The sequence below is a fragment of the Diaphorobacter sp. C33 genome, from assembly GCF_030503915.1.
Classification (GTDB): Bacteria; Pseudomonadota; Gammaproteobacteria; order Burkholderiales; family Burkholderiaceae_C; genus Diaphorobacter; species Diaphorobacter nitroreducens.
Genome location: NZ_CP129980.1, coordinates 2773837 through 2791498 on the forward strand (window position 1 = coordinate 2773837; position 17662 = coordinate 2791498).

At 67.9% G+C, this 17662-nt stretch carries 13 protein-coding genes; 5 read left to right on the forward strand and 8 right to left on the reverse strand.

The genetic code is table 11. The features are described from left to right. Positions 1-11 precede the first annotated feature (11 nt). Positions 12-938 carry a LysR substrate-binding domain-containing protein gene (locus tag QY917_RS13090; protein ID WP_015914570.1) on the forward strand — a complete coding sequence of 309 codons (927 nt, stop codon included), beginning with the start codon at positions 12-14 and terminating at the stop codon, positions 936-938. 80 nt (positions 939-1018) lie between these two features. Here QY917_RS13090 and QY917_RS13095 read toward each other — a convergent pair whose 3' ends face one another. From QY917_RS13095 to QY917_RS13105, 3 genes are all read right to left on the reverse strand, one after another. Then, a complete protein-coding gene (locus tag QY917_RS13095) occupies positions 1019-2464 on the reverse strand; it encodes a sensor histidine kinase (RefSeq protein WP_088888101.1) in 1446 nt (481 codons plus the stop codon). 79 nt (positions 2465-2543) lie between these two features. Continuing rightward, a complete protein-coding gene (locus QY917_RS13100; RefSeq protein WP_011807082.1) occupies positions 2544-3218 on the reverse strand; it encodes a response regulator transcription factor in 675 nt (224 codons plus the stop codon). Between the two features lie 49 nt (positions 3219-3267). After that, the gene (locus tag QY917_RS13105; protein ID WP_088888100.1) at positions 3268-3762 is read right to left on the reverse strand and encodes a MarR family winged helix-turn-helix transcriptional regulator; all 495 of its coding nucleotides are present in this window, start codon (positions 3760-3762) and stop codon (positions 3268-3270) included. A 149-nt stretch (positions 3763-3911) separates the two neighbouring features. On the opposite strand from QY917_RS13105, the gene recA reads away from it, so the two are divergent. Beyond that, the gene (recA, locus tag QY917_RS13110) at positions 3912-5033 is read left to right on the forward strand and encodes a recombinase RecA (protein ID WP_011807084.1); all 1122 of its coding nucleotides are present in this window, start codon (positions 3912-3914) and stop codon (positions 5031-5033) included. A gap of 81 nt (positions 5034-5114) precedes the next feature. Beyond that, positions 5115-5570: a recombination regulator RecX gene (gene recX / locus QY917_RS13115; protein ID WP_011807085.1), complete on the forward strand. Its 456-nt coding sequence runs from the start codon at positions 5115-5117 to the stop codon at positions 5568-5570. Positions 5571-5804: 234 nt separating this feature from the next. Here the strand turns inward: recX and QY917_RS13120 are convergent, their stop codons facing one another. The 4 genes from QY917_RS13120 to yajC all read right to left on the reverse strand — a co-directional run bounded on the left by QY917_RS13120 (position 5805) and on the right by yajC (position 11536). Further along, positions 5805-8159, reverse strand: coding sequence for a DUF1631 family protein (locus QY917_RS13120; RefSeq protein ID WP_123675519.1), 2355 nt, complete (start codon positions 8157-8159; stop codon positions 5805-5807). Positions 8160-8242: 83 nt separating this feature from the next. After that, positions 8243-9196 carry a protein translocase subunit SecF gene (secF, locus tag QY917_RS13125; protein ID WP_015914575.1) on the reverse strand — a complete coding sequence of 318 codons (954 nt, stop codon included), beginning with the start codon at positions 9194-9196 and terminating at the stop codon, positions 8243-8245. 14 nt (positions 9197-9210) lie between these two features. Further along, positions 9211-11109 (reverse strand): protein translocase subunit SecD, encoded by a 1899-nt coding sequence (secD, locus tag QY917_RS13130; protein ID WP_015914576.1) that lies wholly within the window; start codon positions 11107-11109, stop codon positions 9211-9213. 94 nt (positions 11110-11203) lie between these two features. Continuing rightward, complete coding sequence (gene yajC, locus QY917_RS13135; protein ID WP_015914577.1) at positions 11204-11536, reverse strand: preprotein translocase subunit YajC; 333 nt, start codon at positions 11534-11536, stop codon at positions 11204-11206. Between the two features lie 391 nt (positions 11537-11927). On the opposite strand from yajC, the gene QY917_RS13140 reads away from it, so the two are divergent. Then, positions 11928-13058, forward strand: coding sequence for a mechanosensitive ion channel family protein (locus tag QY917_RS13140; RefSeq protein ID WP_123675518.1), 1131 nt, complete (start codon positions 11928-11930; stop codon positions 13056-13058). An 83-nt stretch (positions 13059-13141) separates the two neighbouring features. Here QY917_RS13140 and QY917_RS13145 read toward each other — a convergent pair whose 3' ends face one another. After that, complete coding sequence (locus QY917_RS13145) at positions 13142-16762, reverse strand: indolepyruvate ferredoxin oxidoreductase family protein (RefSeq protein WP_123675517.1); 3621 nt, start codon at positions 16760-16762, stop codon at positions 13142-13144. A gap of 176 nt (positions 16763-16938) precedes the next feature. Here QY917_RS13145 and QY917_RS13150 point away from each other — a divergent pair, with 176 nt between their 5' ends. Then, positions 16939-17445: an Lrp/AsnC family transcriptional regulator gene (locus tag QY917_RS13150; protein ID WP_011807092.1), complete on the forward strand. Its 507-nt coding sequence runs from the start codon at positions 16939-16941 to the stop codon at positions 17443-17445. Positions 17446-17662 lie beyond the last annotated feature (217 nt).

Consider the following 17662-nt stretch of genomic DNA (forward strand, 5'->3'; position numbering starts at 1 on the left):
CGGCAAACCCCATGATCCTGCGCCGCCTTCACCCGCCGCTGCACCTGCTGCGGGCGTTCTGTACCGTGGCCCGCTTCGGGGGCATCTCGCGCGCGGCCGAGGCACTGCACCTCACCCAGAGCGCGGTGAGCAAGCAGGTGCAGGAGCTGGAGCGTTGGGTGGGCGTTCCGCTGTTCGAGCGCAGCCGCAAGCGCCTGTCGCTCACACCCGCCGGTGAGCGCTACGAAAAGGCCGTGAGCGCCCTGCTAGCCCGCTTGGAGGCGGCCACGCTGGAGCTGATCACCAGCGGCGACGAGGGCGGCGCGCTGCACCTGTCGGTGCTGCCCACGCTGGCCGCCAAGTGGCTGATTCCGCGCCTGCCGCAGCTGCGTGCGCAGCACCCGCAGATCACGCTGCACTTCGTGCCCTACGTGCACGGCTACGACTTTGCCGACCCCGAGCTGGACTGCTCCATCCTGTTCGGCGACGGGCACTGGCCGGGCGCACGCGCGCACTACCTGACGGGCAACGACGTGGCCCTGATCGGCCCGCGCGCCGGGCTGGCCGGCGCGCCGCCCCTGCACAGCCCGCAGGACGTGGCACGCCACACGCTGCTGCGCCACGTGAGCGTGCCCGGTGCCTGGCAGCACTGGGCCGAGGCGCACGGCGTGAACGGCCTGGACCCGCTGGCCGGCCCACAGTTCGACCAGTTCCAGACCATCATCCGTGCGGTGTCGGTAGGCATGGGCCTGGCCCTGGTGCCGCGCTGCCTGGTGCAGGACGAGATTGCCGCCGGCACCGTCACCGAGCCGCTGCCCGGCGGCGGCTACACGAGCGACCTGGGCTACTGGCTGTGCTACCCCGAGTCGCGTGCGCAGCTGGCCACGCTGGTGCGCTTTCGCGACTGGCTGCTGGCGCTGGCGGACCCCGCAGCGGGCACTGCCGCACCGGCTGCTTGAATCCACCTCAAAATGCCCTCCAGCGCTTGCCCATCAAGCGCGAGCAGCTATTTGATCGATAGCATCGGACAGCGGCAGCGCTATGGCCCCGATTCGCGTGCCGCGAACCGCACGCTGAAGCGCGCGCCGGGCATGGCCGCGCCGGGGCGCACGTCTTCCAGTTCCACCTCGGCGCCGTGCTGGCGCGCGATCTCGCGCACGATGGGCAGGCCCAGGCCGGAGCCGTCGGCGTCCGTCCCCAGCGCGCGGTAGAAGGGCTGGAAGACCAGTTCGCGCTCAGCCTCGGGCACGCCGGGGCCCGAGTCCTCCACCTGCAGCAGCAGCACATGGCTGAACGGGTCGGGCAGCACGCGCGCGGTGATCACGCCGGGCTGCTGCGCGCTGGACGGGGTGTAGTTGATGGCGTTGTCCACCAGGTTGCGCACCAGTTCCTTCAGCAGCGTGGGGTTGCCGTCCATCCACACGCCATTGGTGCCGGGCTCGACGCCGTCGTAGCCCAGGTCGATGTGCTTGTCCATGGCGCGCGGCACGCTGTCGCGCACCACCTCGATCACCAGCCGCGCCAGGTCCAGCGGCTGGCGCTGCACCACGGCGCTGCCGCCCTCGGCCCGCGCCAGCGCCAGCAGCTGGTTGACGGTGTGCGTGGCGCGGATGGACGAACGCCCGATCTGCTTGAGCGACTGCTTGAGCTCCTCGGTGCTGGTGCCCTCGCGCTGCGCCAGGTCGGCCTGCATGCGCAGCCCGGCCAGGGGGGTCTTCAGCTGGTGCGCGGCGTCGGCCAGGAAGCGCTTTTGCGTGGCCATGGATTCCGACAGGCGCCGCAGCAGGTCGTTCACCGAATCCACCAGCGGCGCCACTTCCATCGGCACGGCCTTGTGGTCCAGCGGCGAGAGGTCGTCGGGCTTGCGCGCTCGGATGCGCTCCTCCAGCTGGTGCAGCGGCTTGATGCCGCGCGCCAGCGCCAGCCAGACCAGCAGCACCGCCAGCGGCAGGATGACGAACTGCGGCAGCATCACGCCCTTGATGATCTCGGTGGCCAGCACGCTGCGCTTGGCGCGTGTCTCGGCCACCTGCACCAGCGCGGCGGGCGCATCGGGCAGCGGCACGCGCACCCAGATGTAGGCCACGCGGATGTCGATGCCGCGCAGCTCGGCGTCGCGCAGCCGCACCTCACCGGAGAACGCCTGCTCCTCGGGCGGCGGGCGCGGCAGGTCGCGTTCGCCCGACAGGTAGTCGCCCGTGGGCGAGAGCACCTGGTAATAGACGATGTCGGACTCGTCGGCACGCAGGATCTCGCTGGCGGGCTGGGGCAGGTTGAACAGCACCTTGCCGTCGTGCACCGTGACGAGCTGCGCCAACGCATGGGCGTTGTACTCCAGCGCGCGGTCGAAGGGCTTGTTGGCCAGGCCCTGGGCCACCAGCCAGGTCAGCGCCAGGCTCACCGGCCACAGCAGCAGCAGCGGCGTGAGCATCCAGTCCAGGATTTCGCCGAAGAGGGAGCGCTGCTCGCGCTGGAAGATTTTCAAGGTGGTGGGCTTTTTTGGCCGCTAGCGCTTATGCATCAAGCGCAAGCAGCTATCAATAACAGAGCATCCACGGGTGCTGTCAGCCGGGGATCTTTTCCAGGCAGTAGCCCAGGCCGCGCACGGTGGCGATGCGGATCGGCCCGCGCTCGATCTTCTTGCGCAGGCGGTGGATGTAGACCTCGATGGCGTTGTTGCTCACCTCCTCGCCCCACTCGCACAGGCGCTCCACCAGCTGCTCCTTGCTCACCAGGCGGCCGGCGCGCTGCAGCAGCACCTCCAGCAGGCCCAGCTCGCGCGCGGACAGCTCCACCATCTTGCCGTCGATGGTGGCCACGCGGCCCGCTTGGTCGTACACCAGGGGCCCGTGGCGGATGGCGCTGCTGGTGCCGCCCATGCCGCGGCGCGTGAGTGCGCGCACGCGCGCCTCCAGCTCCGACAGCGCGAACGGTTTGGCCATGTAGTCGTCGGCGCCCAGGTCCAGGCCCTTCACGCGCTCGTCCACGCTGTCGGCCGCCGTGAGGATCAGCACCGGCAGCGCCGAGCCGCGCCCGCGCAGGCGCTTGAGCACCTCCAGGCCGTGCATCTTGGGCAGACCCAGGTCGAGGATCAGCAGGTCGAACTCGTTGTTGGTCAGGAGCGCGGTATCGACCTCGGTGCCGCTGGCCACATGGTCCACCACGGCGCCCGAGCCGCGCAGCGTGCGCAGCAGCCCGTCGGCAAGCACCTGGTCGTCTTCGGCGATGAGGATGCGCATGGGGTGTCTCTCCTGGTTGTCGTGCGCCGGCCTGCGCTCTATCTGAATTCTAGGCCGCCGTGCCCTCGCCGCCGGCATAGGCCTCCAGACCCAGCGCAACCACCGTGGCCACGTCCTGCCCCACCTCGGCGCGGAACTCGCCCTCGGCCTGCGCCACCGCCGCGCGAAACGCCTGCAGCCACGCCAGTCCCGTGGGCGTGAAGCGCACCAGGCGCGCACGCGCATCGCGCGGATCGGGCTCGCGCGTGACCAGACCCCAGGCCGCGCACTGCTCCACCAGCGCGGCCATGGACTGCTTGGCCATGCCCGCGCGCTCGGCCAGGTCGGTGAGGCGGTCCCCCTGCAGCGACAGATGCCGCGTGATGTGGATGTGCGCGGCGCTCACCTGGTCGCGCGCCGCGAGGTTGGACAGCGCCAGCGGCACCTGCACGTCGCGCGCCATGAGCTGCAGCACGCGCGCATCGAAGCGCCGCATGGCATGGCCCAGCAGGCGGCCCAGGTGGGTCTGGCGCCAGCGGTCGTCGAGGCTGGGGGGAGCGGTCATCCGCACATTGTCAGCCAAACTGACCAAAAATTGATTGGATAACGCATCAACCGCCCATAAACTACTGTTCAAGCATCCAGCCTGTCATTGGAAACAGTTTCCAGGCAGGCACACGATTTCACCGTGACCCCGACCCGAAGGAGCATTCCATGGACGCCACCGTCAAAGGCAACGCAACCGCCGTCAACAGCGAAAAGGCCAAGGCCCTGCAAGCCGCCCTCGCGCAGATCGAAAAGCAGTTCGGCAAGGGCACCATCATGCGCCTGGGCGAGGGCGAGGCCATTGAGGACATCCAGGTGGTCTCCACCGGCTCGCTGGGCCTGGACATCGCCCTGGGCGTGGGCGGCCTGCCGCGCGGCCGCGTGATCGAGATCTACGGACCGGAAAGCTCGGGCAAGACCACGCTCACGCTTCAGGTCATCGCCGAGATGCAGAAGCAAGGCGGCCAGTGCGCTTTCGTGGATGCCGAGCATGCGCTGGATGTGCAGTACGCCAGCAAGCTCGGCGTTCAGCTCACCGACCTGCTCATCAGCCAGCCGGACACGGGCGAGCAGGCGCTGGAGATCGTGGACAGCCTGGTGCGCTCGGGCGCCGTGGACCTGATCGTGGTGGACTCGGTCGCCGCGCTCACGCCCAAGGCCGAAATCGAGGGCGAGATGGGCGACGCCCTGCCCGGCCTGCAGGCACGCCTGATGAGCCAGGCACTGCGCAAGCTCACCGCCACCATCAAGAAGACCAACTGCATGGTCATCTTCATCAACCAGATCCGCATGAAGATCGGCGTGATGTTCGGCAGCCCCGAGACCACCACCGGCGGCAACGCGCTGAAGTTCTACGCCTCGGTACGCCTGGACATCCGCCGCACCGGCACCATCAAGAAGGGCGACGAGGCCATTGGTAACGAGACCAAGGTGAAGGTGGTGAAGAACAAGGTCTCGCCCCCGTTCAAGACGGCCGAGTTCGACATCCTGTTCGGCGAGGGCATCTCGCGCGAGGGCGAGATCATCGACATGGGCGTGAACGCGCGCATCCTGGAAAAGAGTGGCGCCTGGTATGCCTACAACGGCGAGAAAATCGGCCAGGGCCGCGACAACGCCCGCGAGTTCCTGCGCGAGAACCCCGGCCTGGCCGTGGAGATCGAGAACAAGGTGCGCGAAAGTCTGGGCATCGCGCTGCTGCCCACGGGCCACGCCAGCCCGGCGGCCGATCTGCCCGAAGACAAGCCTGCGCGCGGCAAGAAGGCCGACAAGACGGGCGAGATCGAAGCGTAACCACGCACCGGAGTTCTTGAACGAAATCTGCCTCCAGCGCTTGACCATCAAGCGCTGGAAGCTCTTTTTTCAATAGCATTCATGGGATTCACCGCCCTCTCCCTCAAGGGCCGTGCGCTGCGCCTGCTTGCCCAGCGCGAGCATTCGCGCAGCGAACTGCAGGCCAAGCTGGCGCGCCACGTGCAGGAGGGCGACGATCTGCCAGCGCTGCTGGACGAGCTGCAGGCGCGCGACTTCATCAATGCAGAGCGCGTGGCCGAGTCCGTGGTGCACCGCCGCGCGGAGCGCTTCGGCACCCAGCGCGTGCTGCAGGAGCTGCGGCGCAAGGGGCTGGACGAGGATTTGGTGCGCAGCACCGCCGCCCAGCTGGCGGGCACCGAACTGCAGCGCGCCCGGGCCGTGTGGCGCCAGCGCTTTGGCGACCAGCCCGCCGACACGCCGCAGGAGCGTGCGCGCCAGATGCGCTTTCTGGCCACGCGTGGCTTCGCCGCCGACGTGGTGCGCCGCGTGGTGCGGGGTGGTGATGAATGGGAATAGAACGGGGCTTGGCGCGCTTCTGTCCAGCGGCAAAAGCTATGTCATCCATAGCAGCTGTCGACGCGCAGTCCGCCACCGGTCGCACCCCGCAACGCCGCGCCGTCGTGCAATGCCAAACCGCGCAATACGCGCGATGGCTTTAGCGCCGCAATGGACCTGCCAGAGGCTTGAGGCCCGCGGCGCGGCTGTGCGCAGCCGGCCCCCGTTGTGCGCGTTGGGCCGCTGCGCGACCGCTCAACCCAGCAGGCGCTCCGGGTTGGCGTCCAGCTTGATGAGCGCATCGCGCGTGGCGCGCAGCGTGAGGCTCTCCTCCTCCTGCGCTACCAGCAGGCCCGCCTGCAGGTAGGCCCCCAGCCGGCGCAGCTGGATGAGGTAGCTGCCGCCATCGCGCGTGGCAAACAGGTGCAGCTGCTTGCGCTGGCTGTGCCAGGCGTATTGCACCTGCGTGGACGCGCCGTTGTGGTCCAGCGTGAACCAGGTGCCCAGCGGCAGCTGCTGCGCCCAGGCCACCATGTCGTCCTGCACAGGCGCGCCGTTGTCGGCGATGACGTGGATGGACGAGGCGTCGATCCCCAGCAGCATCTCGATGTTGTCCGCACTCAGCGGCATGTCGCCCAGCGCCTCGTCGCCGATGTAGTCCTCCAGGTTCGCCAGGCGTTTGGCCATGGCATCGATGTGCGCCTGCGGGATCGAGGCCGTCTTGGAGAGGAAAGCGTCGGCCAGCGTGTCGGTGATTCCCTTGATCTGTGCATCCTGCTCGGGCCCCGCCACGCCGATCAGCGCCAGCCCCTGGCGCAGGCTCTGCAGCAGCGCCGGCAGGTTCTGGATGACCAGCGCACGGTCGGCCCGGTTGGGCTTGGCACCCGCCGCCCACACCAGGTCGGCCGCGGCGCGCTTGAAGGCGGCGGTACTGGCATGCTGGGCCCCGTCGCGCACGGCCGACATCGCCAGCACCTCGGCCCATGTCTTGAACAAGAACTCGCGGATCTCGTCGCGCACCGGCATGTCCTTGAGCAGCGCGCGCAGTTCGATGGTGTACTGGATCGCCAGCGTCTCGCGCTGCTCCACCTGCTGGGCCACGCTGACGATGCGCGAGGTGCCCTGCTTCTCGGTGAGGAATTTGGCGAGGAATTTCTCGAACTCGTCGTGCACCAGCTGGAACACGCGCTGGCCGGTCTCGGGGTACTGCTCGATCACCTGCACGATGCGGCGGATCTCGGCCTCCAGCGCGCTGCCATTGATGGAGCTGGCGTCAAAGCCCAGCACGCAGGCGCCCATGCGGTCGATGAGCTGGCGCGCGGGGTGCGTGAGGTTGCTGAAGAACTCGGGCTCGGCCAGCGCCACGCGCAGCACCGGCACCTGCAGGCGTGCAAACCACACGCGCACCGAGGGCGGGATGCGGTCTTCGCTCAGGATGCTCTGGAACATCAGCGCCACCACCTCGATGATGGCCTTCTCGCTGGCGGTACTGGCCTTCTTCTTGAACTCCACGGACCGCTCGCGCACGGCGCTCGCCACGCGGACCACGGCCTGTGGGCTGTAGTCCTCGACCAGCGTGGCCACGTCGCTGTAGTAGCTGTCGGCCGAGACGCGGTGCGCCGCCAGCGCATGGGCCAGCGCCGCGGACGCGGGGGGTGCCTTGACCATGTCGTAGCCCGTGGTGGGCTGCGTGAGCAAGCGCCGCAGCTGCATCATCACGCCCTGGGCGCGCTGGCGCGCGCGCACCAGCGGGCTGCCCATGCCGGCCATCGCCGGCTGTCCGCGCATGCCGGGGGGCGGAGGCATGAAGGCCGACGCCGCCTGGCGCGTGGGGGCAAATTCCGTGGGCCGCCCCAGCGCGGCGCGCGACTGCTGCAATGCCTGCGAGGCCAGCCCCACGGGACCGGACGCGGGCGGCGGCTCGCCGGGGCTGCCGGTGTTGGGGCCGGCGGCCGCGCGGCGCACGCGGGCGCGCAGGTCGTCCTGCGCCACGACGCCTTGTTCGTCGTACAGCTTCACGAGGGCCTGGTACTGCGCCAGCGCCAGCGCCGCCAGTTCGCGCTGCAGCGGGTCGATCACCATCTGCAAATGGTCGCGCTGCAGGCCCACCTCCAACCACTGCTCGACCAGATGCAGGCACAGGGTTTCGGGGCGCAGGATATCGGTGCCGGCCAGCTCGCGGCCTTCCAGATGCTGTGTGCGCTGCCGCGCGGCATCGAAGGGAGCGGCCACATGCTCGGTAAGGGTCAGCGCCATGCGCGAGGCGATGATCTTGTTCTCCAACACATCGTCGCCCAGCAGTTCAAGCCCATCGAACGCCTTGGACGCGTTGAGGGTGCCGCGCCCCGTGACGGGCGGGGGCGCCAGGCTTTCACGCCAGGCCCGGCCCAGGTGTTCCACCCAGGTCTTGCGGTGGGCCTGATGGCCCATCCAGGCATCGCGCCGCAACTGCATGTCGCGCTGCGTGGCGGTCTGCCCCATCAACTCGGTCAGGAAGTCATGGACTGTTCTGTCCAGCGCCGACAAGCCGGCGCACAGCCCCTCCACGAAACGCTGGCGGGCCAGGTGGGCCAGCCGTCGGTGGGCAGTGGAAGTGGGCGAAAAATCCATAGGGCTCCGATATTAGCCCCAGCCGCTGTCGCGCCCCGGCCTTTGCATCGGCACGCGGACAAGGCGGCTGCGCACGCGCATCGTCAGACCACGGCGCCGGAGTTCGGGTCGGCCGGGTCGCCTTCCTTGCGGGTCGGCGCCTTGACCAGGTCTTCGCGCTTGACGCCCAGCCACATGGCGATGGCCGCGGCAACGAACACCGACGAGTAGATGCCGAACAGGATGCCGATGGTCAGCGCCAGTGCGAAGTAGTGCAGGCTGGGGCCCCCGAAGAAGAACATGGACAGCACCATGGCCTCGGTGGAAGCGTGGGTGATGATGGTGCGGCTCATGGTGGAGGTGATGGCGTGGTCGATCACCTCATGCGTGTTGAGCTTGCGGAACTTGCGGAAGGCCTCGCGGATACGATCGAAGATCACCACCGACTCGTTCACCGAATAGCCCAGCACGGCCAGCACGCCGGCCAGCACCGACAGCGAGAACTCCCACTGGAAGAACGCAAAGAAGCCCAGAATGATGACCACGTCGTGCAGGTTGGCGATCACCGCTGCCACGCCGAACTTCCACTCGAAGCGGAAGGCCAGGTAGATCACGATGCCCAGCACCACCATGCCCAGCGCCATGAGGCCGCCGTGCACCAGTTCCTCGCCCACCTGCGGGCCCACGAACTCGGTGCGCCGCAGCGTGACCTCGGGGTCCTGCGCCTTCAGCGCGCTCAGCACCTGCTCGCTTTGCTGGGCCGAGGTGACGCCCTTTTGCACGGGCAGGCGGACCATCACGTCGCGCGAGGTGCCGAAGTTCTGCACCACCACGTCGGCATAGCCCAGGCCCGCGACGGTGTCGCGCACCTTGCCGATGTCGGCCGTCTGCGTGTATGCCACCTCCATGACGGTGCCACCCGTGAACTCCACCGACAGGTGCAGGCCCCGCGTGACCAGGAAGAACACCGCGAGCGCGAAAGTGATGAAAGACACCGCGTTGAGCACCAACGCGTACTTCATGAACGGGATGTCTTTTTTGATGCGGAAAAACTCCATGGTTTTCCCCTTTCTTAGTTGCTATTGCCGCGGGCAGCCACCGAGCGGTGCTCATCGCCCTCGGGCTTCCACACCTGGCCGATGGACACGCTCTTGAGCTTCTTCTTGCGGCCATACCAGAGGTTGACCAGGCCACGCGAGAAGAACACCGCCGAGAACATGCTGGTCAGGATGCCGATGCAGTGCACCACGGCAAAGCCGCGCACCGGCCCCGTGCCGAAGGCCAGCAGCGCCAGGCCCGCGATCAGCGTGGTGACGTTGGAGTCCAGGATGGTGGCCCAGGCGCGCTCGTAGCCCGTGGCGATCGCCGCCTGCGGGGCCACGCCAGCGCGCAGCTCCTCGCGGATGCGCTCGTTGATCAGCACGTTGGAGTCGATGGCCACGCCCAGCGCCAGGGCCATGGCGGCGATGCCGGGCAGGGTCAGCGTGGCCTGCAGCATCGACAGGATGGCGATCAGCAGCAGCACGTTCACGCCCAGCGCGATCGTGGAGAACACGCCGAACAGCATGTAGTACACGCACATGAAGGCCGCGATGGCCACCATGCCCCAGACCACCGACTGGATACCCCGGTCGATGTTGTCGGCGCCCAGGCTCGGGCCGATGGTGTATTCCTCGATGATCTCCATGGGCGCGGCCAGCGAGCCGGCGCGCAGCAGCAGTGCGGTGTCGTTGGCCTCGGCCGTGGTCATGCGGCCGGAGATCTGCACGCGACCGCCGCCAATCTCGCTGCGGATCACGGGTGCGGTCACCACCTCGCCCTTGCCCTTTTCGAACAGCACGATGGCCATGCGCTTGCCCACGTTCTCGCGCGTGATGTCCTTGAAGATGCGCGAGCCCTTGGCGTCCAGCGTGAGGTTCACGGTGGGCTCCTGGGTCTGGCCGTCGAATCCTGGCTGCGCGTCGGTGAGGTTCTCGCCGGTCAGCACGACCTGCTTCTTCACGATCACGGCCTGGCCGTTGCGGTCCAGGTATTTCTCGGCACCGAACGGCACGGGGCCCGTGCCCATTTCGGCGGCGCGCGCCTCGGTGCCCTCGTCCACCATGCGCACTTCCAGCGTGGCGGTGCGGCCCAGGATGTCCTTGGCCTTGGCCGTGTCCTGCACGCCGGGCAGCTGCACCACGATGCGGTCCAGGCCCTGCTGCTGGATCACGGGCTCGGCCACGCCCAGTTCGTTGATACGGTTGTGCAGCGTGACCATGTTCTGCTTCAAGGCCTGCTCTTGCACCTTGCGCAGGGCCTCGGGCTTGATGGTGGCGCGCAGGCGCATACCGTCACCGTCGGCGCTGCTCACGACCGCCAGGTCCGGGAACTGGTCGGCGATCAGGTTGCGTGCCGCCGTGAGCGTGGCCTCGTCGCGCACGCGGATGTCCACGGCCTGCCCTTCGCGGCCGATGCCGCCGTGCCGGATGTTCTTCTCGCGCAGCGCGCTGCGCAGGTCGCCTGCGTACGACTCGATCTTCTTCGTGATCGCCGCCTGCATGTCTACCTGCAGCATGAAGTGCACGCCGCCGCGCAGGTCCAGGCCGAGGTACATGGGCCGTGCATGCAGCGCGGTGAGCCAGTCGGGCGAGCGCGACACAAGGTTCAGCGCCACGATGTAGGAAGGATCGCTCGGGTCGGGGATCAGGGCCTTCTCGATCGCGTCCTTGGCCTTGAGCTGGTTGTCCGGCGTGTCAAAGCGCGCGCGCACCGAGTTGCCGTCGAACACGATGGAGTCCGAGGCCACGTTGGCGGCTTTCAACGCGTCCTCGACGCGCTGCTGGACCGCGGCGTCGACCTTCAGCGTGGCCTTGGCCGACGACACCTGCACCGCGGGCGCCTCGCCAAAGAAGTTGGGCAGGGTATACAGGGCCCCAATGAGCAACACGATCACCAGGATCGCGTACTTCCAGACCGGATAACGGTTCATGATCGCGCTCTTCAATCCATGCGGGGCAGCGGCCGCGGGATGCGGCGCAGCACTGCCCTCATAACAAGGCCCGTGGGCCTACAGCTGGGACGGTTTACTTGACCGTGCCCTTGGGCAGCACCTGGGCCACGGCGCTGCGCTGCACCTGCACCTGCACGCCAGGCGCAATCTCCAGTTGCAGGTAGCCTTCGCTCAGGCCCGCCACCTTGCCCAGCAAGCCGCCGGCCGTGGCCACTTCGTCGCCCTTGGCCAGCGCGTCGATCATGGCGCGGTGCTCCTTCTGGCGCTTCATCTGGGGACGGATCATGATGAAGTACAGCACCACGAACATCAGCACCAGCGGCAGCATGCTGGTGAGCGATCCCATCAGGCCGGCCTCGGCGGCTGCGGCGGGGGCGGTCTGTGCAAAAGCAGAAGAAATCAACACGGGAAGAACTCCACTGGTAGTAATAGGTGCAAAGGGGCTCCGCCGGGAGGCGCCAGGGCCTGCGGGCGGTGAGCCGGCCATTGTATGCGGGGGGCTGCCGGCCAGGGCTGCGCGCACCGGCGGCCGGCAGGCTGCGGGCGCCCTCTGGGATTCAGCATCAAAACACATTGCAACGCCCGTCCAGTGAGCGCAATCAGCTATCACTTATATAGCATAAAGCCCCGGACCAGGGGCGGTTAATGCATCGGATGCGACGCGCCCATCGTCGGCCTGGGCCTACGCCGGCGCCTGGCAGGGCTTCGTAGCATGCCTGTGTGCCGCCCGCGGCGGCCGGCGCCGCGCCGCGGCCCCTTCCCTCCCACCCCCCGTGTCAAGAAAGGAAACGCTTTCCATGGATTTCGCATCGGTATCCGCCTGGCTGGAGACAGAGTGGTTCTGGGGCATGTCCGCTGCCGAAGTATTGGCGGCGGCGGCCACGGCCATGGGCATCTACCTGGCGCTCACGCTGCTGCTGCGCTGGGCCGTCGCGCATGCCGACCGCAAATCCGGCGGCGGCGATGCCGGCGCGGCAAGCCTGCTGGCGCAGGTGCTCGCCGGAACCAGCCGTCTGCTCATCCTGCTGGCAGCACTGCTGGTGGGCACCGGCATGCTGGACCTGCCTGGGCGTTGGCATGACCGTGTGAGCCAGCTCTGGTTCCTGGCCGTGGCGGTGCAGCTGGGGCTGTGGGGCACGCGCGCCATCAGTCTGGGGGTCGAGCGCTACCGGCGCCACCATGGCGCCGCGGGCACGGGGCAGATCAGCGCCTCGGCCACGCTCATGTCCTGGGGGCTGCGCACGCTGGTGTGGGCCACGGTGCTGCTGGCCATCCTCTCGAACCTGGGGGTGAACATCACCGCCTTCGTGGCCAGCCTGGGCGTGGGCGGCATTGCGGTGGCGCTGGCGGTGCAAAGCGTGCTGGGCGATCTGTTCGCCTCCATGGCGATCGCGGTGGACAAGCCCTTCGAGGTGGGCGACTTCATCGTCGTGGGTCCCATCGCAGGCACCGTGCAGCAGGTGGGCGTGAAGACCACGCGCATCCGCGCCCTGAGCGGGGAACAGGTGGTGATGAGCAATACCGAGTTGCTCAAGCAGACCATCAACAACTATCGCCACATGCGCGAGCGCCGCATCGTGTTTGGCTTTGGCGTGGCGCAGGACACCTCGCCCGCGCAGGCGCAGGCCCTGGCGCAAGCGGTGCGCGACATCATCGAGGCCGAACCGCAGCTGCGCTTCGACCGCGCTCATTTCAAGGGATTTGGCGCCAGCTCGCTCGATTATGAAGTGGTCTACATCGTCAAAGACCCGGGCTACAACCTCTACATGGACCTGCAGCAGCGCATCAACCTGGCGTTGCTGGGCCGGCTGCAGGCGCTGGGCATGCGGCTGGCGGTGCCGGTCAGCCGCGTGCAGCTGGCCGACCCGCCGGCCGGGCAGGAAGGCCCGTCCAGTGTGGCCGGCATGCCCATTCCTCAGAACGCGTGAACGACCGCGTTGCCCTCGGGCGGGGGCATGCGGCGACGGGCGGGGTCAGAAGGAATGGGCGGGCATGACAGGCCCGCCCAGTCTCAGGCCACTTGGCGGGGCGCACCCGCGTGTGGGGCACGCCAGCGGTCCATGAGCGCGAACCACTTCTTGCGCGCGGCCTGCAGGTGGCGCTCCTTCACATGGCCGTAGCCGCGGATGTCCTCAGGGATACGCGCGATCTCCACCGCCAGCGCCAGGCGCTCGGCCGTCAGGCCCTTCAGCAGTTCCTCGATGCAGGCGCGGTATTCGCGGATCAGCGCGCGCTCGGTCTTGCGCTCCTCGGTCCGACCGAAGACATCGAGCGCCGTGCCGCGCAGTCCCTTCATGCGAGCCAGCACGCCGAAGGCCTTGCGCACCCAGGGCCCGTAGCTTTGCTTGACCAGCTCGCCCTTGTCGTTGTGCTTGGCCAGCAGCGGGGGCGCCAGGTGGTGCACCAGCTTGTAGTCGCCTTCGTACATCGCGGCGATCTTGTCGGTGAACGCCTTGTCGGTGTGCAGCCGCGCCACTTCGTACTCGTCCTTGTAGGCCATCAGCTTGAACAGGTAGCGCGCCACCGCCTCAGTGAGGCGCGTGCCCTGGCCCAGTGAATCCTCGGCCGCGCGCACCTTGTCCACGAAGGCCTGGTACTCGGCCGCATAGGCGGCGTTCTGGTAGCCCGTGAGGAAGTCCACACGCTTGGCGACCATCTCGGCCAAGCCGGGCTTCTTCACGAACTGGATCACCTGCGCGGCCTTGAACAGCGCCTGCACCTCGGCCAGGTTGTGCGCGCAGCGGCGTCCCCATTCGAAGGCGGCCTTGTTGTTCTCCACCTGCACGCCGTTGAGCTCCATGGCGCGCATGAGCGCGGCGTGGGACAGCGGCACGCGGCCCTTCTGCCACGCATAGCCCAGCATCAGCGGGTTGGTGTAGATGCTGTCACCCAGCAACTGGCTGGCCACCTGCTCGGCGTCGAACACGCCCAGCAGCTCGGCGCCCACGGCCTGGGCGATGGCGGCCTCGCAGCCGTCAGCCGGGAACTGCCAATTGGGGTTGTGCACAAAGGCCGCGGCCGGCGTGCCGTGGCTGTTGAGGGCCACGAATGTGCGCCCCGGCTGCATGGCGGCCAGCGTGGCCTTGTTCGCGGCAACGATGGGGTCGCAGCCGATCACCAGGTCCGCCTTGGCCGTGTCCACCTTGGTGGTGTGGATGGCCTCGGGGCGGTTGGCGATCTGCACATGGCTCCAGGTGGAGCCGCCCTTTTGCGCCAGGCCCGCCGCGTCCTGCGTGATGACGCCCTTGCCCTCCAGGTGCGCGGCCATGCCCAGCAGGGACCCGATGGTGATCACGCCCGTGCCGCCCACGCCAGCCACGACGATGCCCCACGCGGCTTCGGCCGCCGGCAGCACCGGCTCGGGGATGGGCGCCATCGTGGACAGGTCGCCCTTCTTCTCCTTCTTGGGTTTCTTGAGCTGGCCGCCCTCGACGGTGACGAAGCTCGGGCAGAAGCCCTTCACGCAGGAATAGTCCTTGTTGCAGGTGCTCTGGTTGATGCGGCGCTTGCGGCCGAACTCGGTCTCCACCGGCTCCACCGACAGGCAGTTGGACTGCACCGAGCAATCGCCGCAGCCCTCGCACACCAGCTCGTTGATGACCACGGTCTTGGCGGGTGTGGCCAGCAGGCCGCGCTTCCTGCGGCGGCGCTTCTCAGTCGCGCAGGTCTGGTCATAGATGATGGCCGTGCAGCCAGTGATCTCGCGGAATTCACGCTGGATGCGGTCCAGCTCGTCGCGGTGGAAGACCTCAATACCCGGCGGCAGGTCGTTGAGCAGCTCGGGGTGGCCGGCGCGCGCGGCGTTGGCCGGGTGCGTGCGGCCGTGGTACTTCTCGGGCTCGTCCGTCACCACCACCAGCCGGACCACGCCCTCGGCGCGCAGGCTGTGGGCGATCTGCGCCACCGAATGCCCCTCGGGGCGCTCGCCCACCTGCTGGCCGCCGGTCATGGCCACGGCGTCGTTGTAGAGGATCTTGTAGGTGATGTTTGCGCCCGAGGCGATGCTCTGGCGAATCGCCAGCAGGCCGCTGTGGAAGTAGGTGCCGTCGCCCAGGTTGGCGAACACGTGCTTGTCCTTGGTGAACGGCGCCTGACCCACCCAGGTCACGCCCTCGCCGCCCATCTGCGTGAAGGTGCTCGTGGCGCGGTCGGGCATCCAGTTGGCCATGTAGTGGCAACCAATGCCGGCCACGGCGCGCGAGCCTTCGGGCACGCGGGTGCTGGTGTTGTGCGGGCAGCCGCTGCAGAACCACGGCATGCGCTCGCCGGTGTCGGTCTTCACCTCCAGCAGGCCGCGTTCGCGCGCCTCCACCACGGAGATGCGCGCGTCCATGCGCGCCACGATGTCCTCGGGCACGCCCAGCTTCTTCAGGCGTTTGGCGATCGCCTTGGCAATGATGGCCGGCGTCAGATCGGCCTTGGGCCGCAGCAGCCAGTTCTGGCTGGGATTGGGCATGCTCCATTCGCCGCCGGAGTTGTCACCCTCGATCTCGTCGAACTTGCCCAGCACGTTGGGACGCACGTCGGCGCGCCAGTTGTAGAGCTCTTCCTTGATCTGGTATTCGATGACCTGGCGTTTTTCCTCCACCACCAGGATCTCCTGCAGGCCCTGCGCGAAGTCGCGCGTGATGGTGGCTTCGAGCGGCCACACCACATTGACCTTGTGCACGCGGATGCCCAGCTGACGGCAGGTGTCGTCGTCCAGGCCAAGGTCCACCAGTGCCTGGCGCGTGTCGTTGTACGCCTTGCCGCTGGCGATGATGCCGAAGCGGTCCTGCGGGCCCTGGATCACGTTGTAGTTGAGCTTGTTGGCGCGGATGTACGCCAGTGCCGCGTACCACTTGTAGTCCATGAGGCGCGCCTCCTGCTCCAGCGGCGCATCGGGCCAGCGGATGTGCAGGCCGCCGGGCGGCATGGTGAAGTCCTCGGGCATGACGATCTTCACGCGGTCGGGGTCCACGGAGATGCTGCTGGACGACTCCACCACCTCCTGGATGGTCTTGAGTCCGGACCACAGGCCCGAGAAGCGGCTCAGGGCAAAGGCGTGCAGCCCCATGTCCAGGATGTCCTGCACGCTGCTGGGGAAGAACACCGGCAGGCCGCAGGCCTTGAAGATGTGGTCGCTCTGGTGCGCCGCCGTGCTGCTCTTGCTGATGTGGTCGTCGCCCGCCACGGCGATCACGCCGCCATGCCGCGCCGTGCCGGCCATGTTGGCATGCTTGAACACGTCGGAGCAGCGGTCCACGCCCGGGCCCTTGCCGTACCAGATGCCAAACACGCCGTCGTACTTCTTGGACTGGGGGTAGATGTCCAGTTGCTGCGTGCCCCAGACGGCGGTGGCGGCCAGCTCCTCGTTCACGCCGGGCTGGAAGACCACGTGGTGCTCCGCCAGGTGCTTGCGGGCGCCCCACAGGGCCTGGTCGTAGCCGCCCAGGGGCGAGCCACGGTAGCCGCTCACGAAGCCCGCGGTATTCAGGCCCACGGCGGCATCGCGCTGGCGCTGCAGCATGGGCAGGCGCACGAGGGCCTGCACCCCACTCATGAAGGCGCGGCCGTGGCCCAGTGTGTATTTGTCCTCAAGGGTGACCGTCTCCAGCGCGCGGCGGACGTGTTCGGGCAGCGGGGCATTCATGTCTTGTCTCCGTGGGTTCTGTGATCCGCCGCCTCTGTTGGGCGCGGCGTGCGGGACGGTGCCGTGTGGGCGCCACCCGATCTGCGCAGTGTATGCGCGAGACACCGATATGTGTTTGCTTTATTTGCCGCGTTTACCCTGATGCGCGAAAGCTTCTTTCTTAAAACAATCCAAAAATGGAAACCTTGGACAAATACGACATCGCCATCCTGCGCGAGCTGCAGGCCGAGGCGCGCCTGACCAACGCCGAGCTGGCGCAACGCGTAGGCCTGTCCGCTGCACCGTGCTGGCGGCGCGTACGCGCCCTGGAGGAAGCGGGCTACATCCGCGGCTATCACGCGGAAATCGACCGCCACAAGATCGGCCTGGGCGTGCTGGCGTTCGTGCGCCTGGACGCCGAGCGCAACACCGGCGACCTGACGCTGGCCATGGAGCAGGCCATCGCCCAGATCCCCGAGGTGGTCTCGTGCCACTACATCAGCGGCACCGGTACCTTCGAGCTGCAGGTGGTGGCGCGCGACCTGGACAGCTTCTCGCAGTTCGCACGCACCGTGCTGCTGAACCTGCCCAACGTGAAGGACATGCACACCAGCTTCTCGCTGGGCGAGGTCAAGGCAGGCGGCGCGCTGCCGTTGGCGCACCTGGGCCCGGTGCGGCCCGTGGTGCGTGGCGCCGCAGCGTAGGACCACTCCTAATTCGGTAGCTTGCACCGCTTTCCCCATAAGGGTTTGACCGCATTTTCATTGCAACTGGTGCCCGGGCGCCACGATGCCAGCAACCCGCTGAAGCGGCCGCGCATCGAGGCGGCTTCGTTCCAGCGAGGTCAAACTCCAGCGCGTTCAGGGAACATGACGCCAACGGCCATCGCGCCTGGCGGTCCTTCTCCTGGTGTCAGGCAGA

Coding starts and splice junctions, on each gene's coding strand:
- recA (WP_011807084.1), top strand. CDS start 3,912: ATGGACGCCACCGTCAAAGGCAACGCAACCGCCGTCAACAGCGAAAAG.
- QY917_RS13100 (WP_011807082.1), bottom strand. CDS start 3,218: ATGCGCATCCTCATCGCCGAAGACGACCAGGTGCTTGCCGACGGGCTG.
- QY917_RS13140 (WP_123675518.1), top strand. CDS start 11,928: ATGGATTTCGCATCGGTATCCGCCTGGCTGGAGACAGAGTGGTTCTGG.
- QY917_RS13145 (WP_123675517.1), bottom strand. CDS start 16,762: ATGAATGCCCCGCTGCCCGAACACGTCCGCCGCGCGCTGGAGACGGTC.
- QY917_RS13150 (WP_011807092.1), top strand. CDS start 16,939: ATGGAAACCTTGGACAAATACGACATCGCCATCCTGCGCGAGCTGCAG.
- QY917_RS13090 (WP_015914570.1), top strand. CDS start 12: ATGATCCTGCGCCGCCTTCACCCGCCGCTGCACCTGCTGCGGGCGTTC.
- QY917_RS13120 (WP_123675519.1), bottom strand. CDS start 8,159: ATGGATTTTTCGCCCACTTCCACTGCCCACCGACGGCTGGCCCACCTG.
- recX (WP_011807085.1), top strand. CDS start 5,115: ATGGGATTCACCGCCCTCTCCCTCAAGGGCCGTGCGCTGCGCCTGCTT.
- secD (WP_015914576.1), bottom strand. CDS start 11,109: ATGAACCGTTATCCGGTCTGGAAGTACGCGATCCTGGTGATCGTGTTG.
- secF (WP_015914575.1), bottom strand. CDS start 9,196: ATGGAGTTTTTCCGCATCAAAAAAGACATCCCGTTCATGAAGTACGCG.
- QY917_RS13105 (WP_088888100.1), bottom strand. CDS start 3,762: ATGACCGCTCCCCCCAGCCTCGACGACCGCTGGCGCCAGACCCACCTG.